10 protein-coding genes are annotated in these 12,187 nt (G+C 36.5%); 1 reads left to right on the forward strand and 9 read right to left on the reverse strand.

Annotated features, from left to right (window positions below):
• Positions 1-60: 60 nt before the first annotated feature.
• The 4 genes from sph to bdhA all read right to left on the reverse strand — a co-directional run bounded on the left by sph (position 61) and on the right by bdhA (position 3,770).
• Entirely contained in the window at positions 61-1,062 is a 1,002-nt protein-coding gene (gene sph, locus JFU20_RS11815) for a sphingomyelinase C (RefSeq protein WP_201038639.1), read from the reverse strand.
• Positions 1,063-1,138: 76 nt separating this feature from the next.
• Entirely contained in the window at positions 1,139-1,990 is an 852-nt protein-coding gene (cerA, locus tag JFU20_RS11820; RefSeq protein ID WP_002010569.1) for a phospholipase CerA, read from the reverse strand.
• A 264-nt stretch (positions 1,991-2,254) separates the two neighbouring features.
• Positions 2,255-2,599, reverse strand: coding sequence for a potassium channel family protein (locus JFU20_RS11825; RefSeq protein ID WP_002010570.1), 345 nt, complete (start codon positions 2,597-2,599; stop codon positions 2,255-2,257).
• Positions 2,600-2,717: 118 nt separating this feature from the next.
• Positions 2,718-3,770, reverse strand: coding sequence for a (R,R)-butanediol dehydrogenase (gene bdhA, locus JFU20_RS11830; protein WP_000645834.1), 1,053 nt, complete (start codon positions 3,768-3,770; stop codon positions 2,718-2,720).
• Between the two features lie 226 nt (positions 3,771-3,996).
• On the opposite strand from bdhA, the gene JFU20_RS11835 reads away from it, so the two are divergent.
• Positions 3,997-5,151, forward strand: a complete 1,155-nt coding sequence (locus tag JFU20_RS11835; protein ID WP_002010574.1) for an MFS transporter — start codon at positions 3,997-3,999, stop codon at positions 5,149-5,151.
• Between the two features lie 284 nt (positions 5,152-5,435).
• On the opposite strand, the gene inhA2 is transcribed toward JFU20_RS11835, so the two are convergent.
• The 5 genes from inhA2 to rbsA form a co-directional block, all read right to left on the reverse strand.
• Positions 5,436-7,829: a M6 family metalloprotease immune inhibitor InhA2 gene (inhA2, locus tag JFU20_RS11840; RefSeq protein WP_201038640.1), complete on the reverse strand. Its 2,394-nt coding sequence runs from the start codon at positions 7,827-7,829 to the stop codon at positions 5,436-5,438.
• 300 nt (positions 7,830-8,129) lie between these two features.
• The gene (gene fsa, locus JFU20_RS11845) at positions 8,130-8,777 is read right to left on the reverse strand and encodes a fructose-6-phosphate aldolase (RefSeq protein WP_000667669.1); all 648 of its coding nucleotides are present in this window, start codon (positions 8,775-8,777) and stop codon (positions 8,130-8,132) included.
• A gap of 38 nt (positions 8,778-8,815) precedes the next feature.
• Positions 8,816-9,739 carry a ribose ABC transporter substrate-binding protein RbsB gene (rbsB, locus tag JFU20_RS11850; RefSeq protein ID WP_033715632.1) on the reverse strand — a complete coding sequence of 308 codons (924 nt, stop codon included), beginning with the start codon at positions 9,737-9,739 and terminating at the stop codon, positions 8,816-8,818.
• Positions 9,740-9,753: 14 nt separating this feature from the next.
• Positions 9,754-10,689 carry an ABC transporter permease subunit gene (locus JFU20_RS11855; RefSeq protein ID WP_002010578.1) on the reverse strand — a complete coding sequence of 312 codons (936 nt, stop codon included), beginning with the start codon at positions 10,687-10,689 and terminating at the stop codon, positions 9,754-9,756.
• 3 nt (positions 10,690-10,692) lie between these two features.
• Positions 10,693-12,177 carry a ribose ABC transporter ATP-binding protein RbsA gene (gene rbsA / locus JFU20_RS11860; RefSeq protein WP_002010581.1) on the reverse strand — a complete coding sequence of 495 codons (1,485 nt, stop codon included), beginning with the start codon at positions 12,175-12,177 and terminating at the stop codon, positions 10,693-10,695.
• Positions 12,178-12,187: the final 10 nt, after the last annotated feature.

The raw sequence follows: 12,187 nt of genomic DNA on the forward strand, positions 1-12,187 counted from the left end.
TTTTCCTGTTTGCAAATAAAAAAAGTTTCTTCTTCACGAAGAAACTTTTTTAAGACTACTCTACTTCATAGAAATAGTCGCCTCTACTGGATAATGATCAGAATAATCATCATACGTATATTTTTTGAACCATGATGTAACAGACCACTTTGGAGATTTCACTTGTAATACGTTATTCTCTACGAATGATGGATTCGCATGATCTTTACTCGCAATAATATAATCTAAATGTTCAGCAGGTGCATCTGGATAATTGTATTTCGCAATACTGTTTGTCGTCGCATCCCAAGTTGCTGTATGTCCCGTATAAGATGGAATTGACGCATGTAATGTTTTAAACATGGATGCGTACTCTGAATCACTATTGTTCTCGGCATTTATTCTATTCACGTTCATATCGCCACCAAATAGGACGTACTCGTCATTTGGTATATTCTTATTTTTAATAAAATCTTGAATTTCTTTTAACTGGTTTGTACGTACAGATGCAGGTGAATTTTTTCCGCACATACTATCTTCAGCCTGCAAATGCGTCCCAATTACATGAACGAAACGATCATCTTTCTTAATTTTCGTGTATACAAATCCTTTATTCGATAAGTTATCTGGCCCACATCCTTTTGCAAATACATATTGAATCTTTTCAACGATCGGCCATTTGCTCACGATTGCAACGCCTCCATCTTCAGGAGTTGAAGATGAATAGCTACCTAACGTCTTATCCCACTCGCTTCCACTACTACGACCTAATACTGCCGTTTGATTTGGATATTCTTTCTTCAAATTTCCTAATAAACGATTTGAAGCACTATTATCAAACACTTCATTTAATATAACAACATCTTGATTCTTTATATAATCTGCCGCTCCAATTAAATCAGCACGCTCACTTTGTCCCCAGTTGGGATATAGGTTTGTTGATAGCATGTACACATTATGCGTCATCACTTTCAAAGTATTATTTTGATTTGTAGACGTTTCTGCTTGAGCTGAAAATCCTCCGTATAAAACTCCTAAACCAATCCCAAAGCTAAGTACACCTTTTAGCAATTTACCTTTCACGTTTCATACCTCCATGTACTGTATAGTGATAAAAAGGCCAAATACTCTATTCTGAGATTTGACCTTTTTCAAATACTTAACGATTTCCGTACGTATCAAACCAAAGCTGGATGTATCCAGCAGTAACACGTTGTGCATCCATTAAACGCTTACCTGTCATTGGTGTAACTTCAGCGCGCCATTTATCTGCGTAGTCTTGTGATACAGCTGCTTTCACGAACCAATCTGTCGTATTATCATTTACAATACCAGAGTAATCTTGTTTCGCAGCTACTGCCGCTCCGTGAATCCAATCTTCTGGATTTGTACCTTTCCAGTTCCAATATCCATCTCCATCCGTTACTTTATAATTATCTTTTATCGTATCTACAAAGTTTTCATATTTAGAATGGAATCCTTGTGGGTACGAAAGATTTGTAAAGTTTGCCGCATGCATCGGTTGGTTTACATCTCCTAAATAATGAAGAGATAATCCTAAATAGAAGAATGCTTGTTTCATATCTTTATTTTTATATGATTCACCAGCTAATTTAAAATATTTAGCGCCAGTTTCTTTTGCCTGCTTTGCAAATGGAATATAAGTCTTCCCATTGTCTGGGTCATAGAAGTGTGAAGCAAATGTGCTATTATCATAATAAGGATTTTCATAGTCAGCAGCATAAATACCGTTCTCTAACTCCGTACGCCATTCATTTAATAGTGCAACTTGATCTTGTTTTACAAGTGTCGTATTACGAGACATAATATCCATTGCACGGTTTACAATCCATAAATGAGAGTTTACGCCTTCTTTATGTTTATCTTCAGCAGACCAGCGATGAACTATTTTTATTTTACTTCCCCCATCGTTTTCATGAGCAAATGCAACACTTTGTAATGGCGCTACTAATGTAATAGCTGCTGCTAAAGCAAGTACTTTCTTTTTCATCTGAAATCCTCCATTTTATAATTGAATTATTGTAAACTTTTTGTTAGGATCCTATGATATCGTCCGGTTAACCTATGACTAGAATATCCCACCTTTCATGAAATTTCTATCAATAAATTAAAATATGCAAATGTTCATATCATTATAACTTTATACATAGTGAATATAATGAATGAATGCACTTATATTGTAATAAAGTATTGTTAAGCTACTACGAATGATTGTCTAAACTAATGTAAAAAAAGAGTAAAGCATCCACATGCTTTACTCTTTTTTTCTATTCGATAATATACTTGGCAGTTGTACATTAACTGCCAACTTATGAATAAATCCAAACACTAATCCAATCCCAATAAATATGTATAAGATTGTAAATATCTTTCCGAAATCAGTTTGCGGACTAAACTCCCCATCACCGACAGTCGTCAACGTGACCACACTAAAATATAAAGCGTCAAGAGGACGTAATCCTTCAACTGTACTATAAAAAATTGTACCAGATGTTAATGTTAAAAATGTTAATACGAATAATACTTGAAATTCTTTATCTTTCCACGCTCGTAAACAAGCTTTTAGCATCCGTTTCAATGTCAACATAAATGAAAGCATTAGACTTCCCCTTCCAAACAAAATACCTTTAGTTAAAGGAAAGTTTATCACCTTTCTGTATAGAAAAAAAGTAGCCCTCTTCTATTTCTAGAAAAGGGCTACTTTTTACTATTCTCTATTATTTAGGTGAAACAAGAATTTTCACTTGTGTTTTATCTTTTACAAGTGCTTCAAATCCTTCTTCAACAACTTGATCCACTGTGATTTTTTTCGTAATTAATTTCTCTGCTTGAATTTGGCCAGAGCTAATTAATTTAATAACAGCTGGGAAGATATGACGGTATCCAAGAATACCGATAACTTCTTTTTCTTTTAGTACAAGGTTGTTTGGCGTAATTGTCGCATCTTTTTCCCACACACTAACAATTACAGTTTGTCCTTCAAAACTTGTACTTTCAATCGCTTGACGAAGTACTACTTCGACACCTGTTACTTCAAAGCTCACATTTACACCTAAACCATTTGTTAAGTTACGAATTTCTGCTAGTACATCTTGAGTTGCTGGATTTAATACGTAATCAGCACCTGCTAATTTAGCTAGCTCTTGACGTTCTTTAGAAAGTTCCACTGCGATAACAGGAGTTGCTCCTGCTGCTTTTGCTGCTTGGATTACAAGAAGCCCAATCGGACCACAACCAAATACCGCTACAGCTTCTCCCTCTTTTAATTTACTTTGACGTACTGCATGAACTGCTACTGCTGCTGGTTCTACAAGTGCACCTTGTTCATACGTCATTTCATCAGGAATATGGTGGACCATATCTTCTGGTACTACTGTATATTCAGAGAAACCGCCGCCTTCTCCGCCAAGACCGTGGAAAACAAGTTGTTCACAAACATTGTAATGTCCGTGTTTACAAGCTTCACATTTACCACAAGAATAAATTGGTTCTACAACGACGCGATCTCCCACTTTATGAGAAGTAACGCCTTCACCGATTTCAACTACCTCACCACTAAACTCATGACCTAAAATAACCGGTGCTTTTACGTGTGTTAATGGGTGCTCTTCTGTTGGAATAAAAATAGGTCCTGCTAAATATTCATGCAAGTCTGTTCCGCAGATACCACACCATTTAACTTTAATCTTAACTGCTCCTGGTCTTACAGTTGGTTCTGGTACTTCTTCTACTCGTACATCACGTTGATTATGCCAAAGTAGTGCTTTCATTTTATACATCCCTCTCTACGTATATACTTAACCTGGTGAAGTTTACAAATCTATTATAATACTTCCATCCATATATTTCAAAAAAACAATCTCATTTCCACTAAATTTTAACAAATAACGTTCAATATTTTGTCACTTTGTACTTTTTTCCACATCTGTTAATGCTAATTTCATTGCGGTTGAAATTAGCATTATGCCATAATAGCATAGGAGAGGTGAATATCGCTTGAAATATTTTATTTACTTTATTGTTATCGTAGCGTTTTTAGATACGTTTTCACAATTACCTATTATGAGTACTTTCGCTCAAAGTCTTGGAGGAACCCCTCTTGTTATCGGGCTAGTTATCGGTATGTACTCATTCGCTAATATGATCGGTAATATTATCGCTGGAGCCGCTGTCGATAAATTTGGTGCAAAAAAAATCCTTTATATAAGCATGGGAATTACGAGTTTCATAGTCTTGTTATACACCGTTGTTCAAAGTGGTGAACAACTATTAGTTGTGCGCTTTATGCACGGTTTTAGTGACGGATTTTTAATTCCTGCTGCCTTTACGTTTTTATCAAAGCAAACGAATTCAGCAAGGCAAGGTAAAGCAATGGCTCTATCTGGTGCCGCTGTTGGAACAGCTGCAATCGTAGGACCTGCTTTCAGCGGCATTATGAAAGCAACAGCTGGTATAGAGTGGGTGTTCATTACTATTTCTATTTTAATGGTCCTTGGTACAATCGTATCTCTATTCTTCTTACCAAATAACGTATCAAGAAAAGATACATCAAGAACACAAATGATGAACAAAGAAGATATGATTGAACTATTGAAATCAGAACCGTTATTACAAGCATATATTGGTGCTTTCACACTAATGTTTTCACAAGGGATTGTCACTTATATGTTACCAGTAAAAGTTGAGGCATTAGCACTTAAAGCATCTACAACAGGCATGATGTTAAGTGTATTCGGAATTACCGCTATCCTCTTCTTCTTACTGCCAACAAATCGCATTTACGATCGATTTAATCGTTCCAAACTAATGCTAATCGGGATTGCAGTAATGGCACTAGCGTTATCTTTACTCGGATTATTCGCAACAAAAGGCATGCTCTTTATCGTTATGATGATTTATGGCATTGGATTCGCTATCCTCTTCCCAGCAATTAATGCTTTACTTGTTGAAAATACAACAGATAGTAACCGAGGGAAAGCATTCGGATTGTTTTATGCATTCTTCTCGTTAGGAGTTGTTGCTGGATCCTTTACAGTTGGAGCAATCGGAGCATCACCTAGCGCTAGCTTCGTTATCGGAACTGCATTCTTGTTAACATTTGCTGGAATGATTTTTGTAAGAAGCAAAGTAAAAAAGACAATGATGGGTTAATTCCATCATTGTCTTTTTTTCGCCTAATATATATTACTTTTGCATATAACCAAGTAATACTGTAAATAAACTTATGTATAAAAGCAATACTACATTCTTCCTTTAAAAAAGAAAGTCTATAAATACCAACGATACTTCGACAATTTCCTCGGAAATATTTCTTTTCCCCACATAATTTGCTACACTATATATGAACAGACGATTGTATTACATAAGCTGAAATAATAACTTACTGTACAAATATAAAAGCACACTCTTCATATGAAGAATGTGCTTTTACTTTATTAACGTCTAATCCAAACAGCGCCTGCCGACTTATCCTCTGCCTGTCCAACAACTTGGAATTTAAGTCCAAGGTTTGGAACTTTTCGTCCTGCGTCAGCAATTTGCTTATTACTGTATACCTTTGAATCATCAAACGTTGTAACACCTTGTAATCCAGTATAATTAAACTGTCCTCGTGTAAATGAATTTACACTCCATGAAGGTGTTTGATCAAATGAAAATGCAGCATCTGCAATTTGAATTCCAGTATTACCGTATGCTGGTTTCCCACCTAAATTTCCAACAATCGCTTCTGGATGAGAATCTACAACACCAAGGAAGCCTTCACCTGGATGTAACCCAACCCAGTTATCTTTGAAACTATCATCTGCATACCAAACGACAAGACCTGTATTATACACCGGACCTTTTCCCGCTTTTAATCCATTATCTGATCCAGCATAGTTTCTCCACTCTAAATAATAATAATGTTGTTTCTTCTCTGTCCCATCAGAAACAACGAATCCATTTAACTTCATTTTAGACTGTCCTTCTGCGTCATCTGAAAATACTACTTGTCCATCAACTGTTACATTTACATTATCCATTGCGAAACCTTTATATGTTAAAGCTGGATCTGTAATATAGTCGAATTGTAGTTTAACTTTCTTCCCTTTAAATTGACTTAAATCGTATGATTTATCAATCCATTTTCCATCTGTTGTATCTTTATCTTCTTGGACTATGTTTTCTCCCAATCTATCAATTAATGTTTTCGTTCCATCTTCAGTTACAGCATGTACTTCGATGAAATCACACTCTGCTTCTAGTTCATAATTCGCTTTATAATCAAATTTCGCATTTGTTCCTTTTGTTAAATCGAAGAATGGTGTTTCTAATGTCGTATGAATATCATCGCCTCTTGTACTATAGTATGCACGCTTTCCAAATCCAGGCTTAATTGTTTCAATACTCTTACCTGGTAAGTTGACACGTACGACACCTGGACGATTTGATTTTGTAACACTTTGATCAATATATGTAGGAACGCCTACACCACTCTTAATTTTATCGTAATCTACTTCTAAAATTTTTGCCCAGTTGCCGCCCATATTCTTTTGTAAGAAGTCTTTATTTTGTGGTGAGAAACTAGTTGGCTCTGTTCCTGCAATTTTCCCTGTCCAACTACCTCCACTCATTAATGACCACGCTTCAACAGGTGATCCCATTCCAGTATAATTCGTATCATACTCATCTGGTAAACCAAGGTCATGTCCAAATTCATGTGCAAACACACCTACTGCACCGTCTTCTGGTTCAATTGTGTAATCATGAGCCGCTACTTTTCCATCCCAATAAGGTACTTTAGCTGTTGTTCCTTCAATCGCTACTGGATCCCTTGCTAATTTAGATCGATGTGACCAAATTGCATCATCTCCTAATTTACCACCGCCAGCTTCTTGACCAACACCAGCATGGATTACCATTAAATGATCAATTACACCATCAGATTCATTTTGATTACCATCACCATTTGTATCATATCTGTCAAATTGATCAAATTGAGATAAATCTAATCCCTTTTCAGCTGCCACATTTAAAGCTTCCTTCACTAAATCACGTGCGCCTTTTGGTCCTTTATTATCGTGACCACTACTACCATCAGCACCGTAGTCAGACGCTTTTCCTGGAACAGTTAGCCACTCCGTTACATATCCATCTGTCGTATAACTTCCACCAGACTGCTCTTCATAATATTGTTTAAACGTTTTTACTTTTGAACCATCAAATAATGTGTACGGTTCATTACCAAATAACATTTTTTGATAATGCTCTCTACTAAAGTCATTCGAATACATATATCCTGGTGTTTGATCAATATTATTATGTTTATAATCACTAAATTCAACGAGTAATACTAATACTTTATCAGTTCGAACAGACCCTTTATATGGCGCTTGCTTTGCTTTAGAAGTTGGGACTTGTCCATTCAGTTGTTTTTTATTTGGTTCTGGTTTTTGCTCAGGACTCACATTTTTTTCAGGTTTCTTTACTTTCTCCTTTTCCTCCATTTTCTTCTCTTTTACTTTTTTCACGAAATCAGATGCCTCTTTAGCAGTATCCGCTGGAAGAATTTCTTTATTTGCCTGATCCCCTTGCTTCTTTTCAATATATTGCTCTACAGCCTTTTTCGTCTCTTCTTTAGAAGAGGCTGGATTAATCGTTCCTCTTTCTTTCAGCGCTTCTGCTAAACGATCTTCTTGAATTAAATTATGATCAATTGGCGTTGTAGACACACTTTCTTTTGCTGGCGTTTCTGCGTATGCTAACGGAGCACTCATTACAGCTGAGCATCCGATGATTGTCGCGATCGTTAATGATGACAACACTTTAAATGGCGCTTTTTTTCTCATTTTACTCATCCCCTTGTATCAATCTTAAACTTCAGATAAAAATATGTAATCTATCCTCCCTTGTATAATAAAAGACATGATTCTATAAGAAATAAGCTTTCTGTTATAGAATCATGCCCTCCAGTTTTCTGGTCAGACCCTCTATCTTTTTTATGTCGAAATGTGAAAAATAAAGAGTGATTTGTATATATTAAATAGCTTATATTAAAAATTTAAAAGACAATATGCACAATTGCATGAAAATTCTTTCAAACAAAAAAAAGAACCCAAGTTAATTAAACTTGGGTTCTCCATTTCGTATTATTTCTCTTGTGTTTTTTCCCAATCAGCTAAGAATTTCTCAATTCCTTGATCTGTTAATGGATGCTTCACTAATGAAGCGATTACGTTTGCTGGGATTGTTGCAATATGTGAACCGTTTAATGCTGCTTCTGTTACATGAACACTGTGACGTACAGATGCTGCAATGATTTCTGTTTCAATGCCGTGAATTGCAAAGATTTCTGCGATTTGGCGAATTAAGTCCATACCGTTATGACCGATATCATCTAGGCGACCTAAGAACGGTGAAACGTATGTCGCACCAGCGCGAGCTGCAAGTAATGCTTGCACTGCTGAGAATACTAATGTAACGTTTGTACGAATTCCTAAATCTGAGAATGCTTTTACTGCTTTTAAGCCTTCTGTTGTCATTGGAACTTTTACAACAACGTTTGGAGCGATTTTTGCTAACTCTTTTCCTTCTTCAATCATTTTATCAGCTTCTAGGCTAATTACTTCTGCGCTTACCGGTCCTTCAATAAAGCTGCAAATTTCACGAATACGCTCATGGAAATCTACGCCTTCTTTTGCTACAAGTGATGGGTTTGTCGTTACTCCAGCTACTACGCCTAATGCATTTGCCTCTTTAATTTCGTTAATGTTTGCTGTATCAATAAAAAATTTCATTTGTTATTCTTCCTTCCTAATTTTCATTTTATATTTATTTATTTTTTCTTAATAAGCTCTAATTCAATCGGAATAAATTTGTCCACTTTTTTACCTTGTGTTATCTCTTTCGCTGTTTCCATCGCCTTCTCTCCGATTAATTCCGGTTTTTGAGCAACTGTTGCTGCCATACGCCCATCTTTAACCGCTTTTACAGCATCATCTGTTGCATCAAATCCAACAACAACCACATCTGTTTTACCAGCAGATTTCAATGCCTCAATTGCGCCTAATGCCATTTCATCGTTATGAGCAAACACTGCTTTTATATCGCTATTTGCTTGCAAAATATTTTCCATAACGGATAATCCTTTTGCACGATCGAAATCAGCTGCTTGTTTTGCTACTACTTTTAAAGACTTATCAGCTACGTTATGGAATCCTTTCCCACGCTCACGAGCAGCAGACGATCCAGGGATTCCTTCTAACTCAGCAACATTTGTTCCTTCACCAACTACTTCCCGAATGTAATCACTAGCCATTTGACCACCTTCTATATTGTTGGAAGCAATATGAGAAACAACTTTACCTGAATTCGCAACCCGGTCTACTGTAATAACAGGAACATTGGCTGCATTAGCTGCACTTACCGCTGAAGCAACAGCATCTGAATCGGTTGGATTAATAACAATTACATCGACACCTTTTTGAATTAAATCTTCAACATCATTTGTTTGCTTCGCCGCATCATTTTGTGCATCAACAGCAATTAATTCAATGCCGCTATCTTTTGCCTTCTTTTCTGCACCTTTTTTCAACGTGACGAAAAATGGATTATTTAAAGTTGAAACAGAAAATCCAACTTTAATAGTTTTATTTCGACCTTTATCGCTAGAATCCTTTGCCCATTCTGGTGGTTCCATTGAACAACCAGCAGTAACTACCATGATGCATGCAACGAGTATCAGTAACCATTTTTTCATGAATTGCCCCTCCATTACGCTTCTTTTCGACGATCAATTAGTACAGCTAGTAAGATTACAAGTCCTTTTACAACTTGTTGGAAGAAAGAAGATACACCTAATAAATTTAAACCGTTATTTAGTACACCAATAATAAGCACACCGATGAATGTACCAACAATCCATCCTCTTCCACCTGAAAGACTCGTTCCTCCTAACACAACTGCAGCAATTGCATCCAATTCGTAAGAAGTACCAGCAGTCGGCTGTGCAGAATCTAACCTTGATGTTAAGACAATACCTGCAAACGCTGCCAAAATTCCGGAAAGACCGTAAATCATTACTTTAATTCTCGTAACATTAATACCTGATAAAGCTGCTGCTTCTTCATTTCCACCAATCGCAAACGTACGGCGACCAAACGTTGTTTTCTTTAAAATAAAGTACAATACTGCAAAAGCAATCATCATTGTAACGGCTGGCACAGGAATACCAAGGAAATAACCACGGCCAAACATTTGGAACATTAAATGATCACCAAGACCAGTGATCGGACGTCCGTCCATATAAACAAGCGTCAACCCGCGAAAAATAGTCATTGTTGCTAAAGTTGCAATAAACGGAGCTACTTTTCCCTTCGCAATAATGATACCGTTTACAATCCCCATTGCAAGACCTGCTAATAATCCAACTACCATTGCAAGGAACGGATCCATGCCACTTGCCATCATTCCGGCAACAAGTGCACTTGATAATGCTAAAATAGAACCTACCGATAAGTCAATACCCCCTGTTAAAATAACGAAGGTCATTCCAAATGCAATGAGTGCATTAATCGATACTTGGCGCAGTATATTAAATAAATTTGGAATTTCAATAAATGCTGGATTTAAAGCTGTAATTACTACGATAATTAATACTAATCCAATTAAAGAACCAAGTTGTTGTAATACATTCCCCTTCTTAGCCATATCTTACTCTCCCCCTGTAGCTAGTGCCATAATAGACTCTTGCGATGCCTGATCCTTCTCTAAAATACCACCGATTTTCCCCTCATGAATGACGAGAACACGATCACTCATTCCTAAAACTTCTGGAAGCTCAGACGATACCATAATAACGGAATCTCCTTGCTCGGTAAGCTTATTCATAATAGAGTAAATTTCTTTTTTAGCCCCAACATCTACACCTCTCGTTGGTTCATCTAAAATGAGTAACTGCGGATGAATACCTAACCATTTTGCAATTACAATCTTTTGCTGATTTCCACCAGAAAGAGATTTTACAGCTTGCTCTCCGTTTGCTGCTTTCACATTAAGAAGCTTCATCATATCCTCTGTAAATTGCTGTTCTAAACCTTTATTAACAACGCTTCCTTTTGAAAGACTTTCTAAATTTGGTAAAGCTAAATTTTCACGAATCGAAAAATCTAACACAAGCCCTTCAGATTTTCTATCCTCTGTAATAAAGGCAATTCGTTGTCTAATCGCATCAATTGGACTATCAATTTTTACTTCTTGTCCATTCATAAAAATTTGTCCTGAATCAAGTGGTTCATATCCAAATATTGCTTTCATAATATCCGTGCGACCAGCTCCCATCAAGCCCGCAACACCAAGGATTTCACCTTTTCTAACTTGAAACGAAACATTTTCAAATTTCCCCTTTTTCGTTCCGTTACGCATTTCAAAAATCACTTCGCCAATTTGACTATTTCGTTCTGGATAACGTTCACCAATACTACGACCCACCATCATGCTAACTACTTCATCAAATGATGTCTCCGGAATTAATCTTTTCCCTACATATTCTCCATCACGCAAAATCGTAATAGCATCACATATTGAAAAAATTTCTTCCATCCGGTGTGAAATATAAACGAATGAAACGCCCTCTTTACGTAATTTATTAATAACAATAAACAGAGTTTCAATTTCGCGATCTGTTAATGCTGCTGTAGGTTCATCCATAATAATAACGCTCGCATTTGTCATTAATGCTTTAGCAATTTCAATAATTTGCTGTTGTCCAACAGATAATTCACCCGCTAGCATAGCGCCTTTCACTTGTAGACCAAGGTTCCCCAATTGCTGCTGGGCAATCGCATTCATTTGACGCGTACGTAAAATGCCCGTTTTCCCATACATTAACTCTTTTCCAAGAAACATATTTTCAGCTACCGTTAAATTCGGTAATATGTTCAACTCTTGATGGATAAATGCAATACCGTACTCTTCCGCTTCTTTCGCATTTTTAAAAGTTCGTTCTTGTCCATCAATTGTGACTGCTCCACTGTCTTTTTTATATACACCTGTTAGAATCTTCATGAGCGTCGATTTCCCCGCTCCGTTTTCCCCCATCAATGCATGGACTTCTCCTGTTTCAATCATAAACTGTGCGTTTTTTAGAACAGGATTACCACTGAACGCTTTTGAAATGTTCTTCATTTCAATATGCATTCTCATCACA

This window comes from Bacillus sp. TH30 (genome assembly GCF_016650875.1).
GTDB classification, from domain to species: Bacteria; Bacillota; Bacilli; order Bacillales; family Bacillaceae_G; genus Bacillus_A; species Bacillus_A mycoides.

Excerpts from the sequence above, each read along its gene's own strand:
- cerA (WP_002010569.1), bottom strand. The coding sequence starts at position 1,990 with ATGAAAAAGAAAGTACTTGCTTTAGCAGCAGCTATTACATTAGTAGCG.
- JFU20_RS11825 (WP_002010570.1), bottom strand. The coding sequence starts at position 2,599 with ATGCTTTCATTTATGTTGACATTGAAACGGATGCTAAAAGCTTGTTTA.
- bdhA (WP_000645834.1), bottom strand. The coding sequence starts at position 3,770 with ATGAAAGCACTACTTTGGCATAATCAACGTGATGTACGAGTAGAAGAA.
- inhA2 (WP_201038640.1), bottom strand. The coding sequence starts at position 7,829 with ATGAGAAAAAAAGCGCCATTTAAAGTGTTGTCATCATTAACGATCGCG.
- fsa (WP_000667669.1), bottom strand. The coding sequence starts at position 8,777 with ATGAAATTTTTTATTGATACAGCAAACATTAACGAAATTAAAGAGGCA.
- rbsB (WP_033715632.1), bottom strand. The coding sequence starts at position 9,739 with ATGAAAAAATGGTTACTGATACTCGTTGCATGCATCATGGTAGTTACT.
- JFU20_RS11855 (WP_002010578.1), bottom strand. The coding sequence starts at position 10,689 with ATGGCTAAGAAGGGGAATGTATTACAACAACTTGGTTCTTTAATTGGA.
- rbsA (WP_002010581.1), bottom strand. The coding sequence starts at position 12,177 with ATGCATATTGAAATGAAGAACATTTCAAAAGCGTTCAGTGGTAATCCT.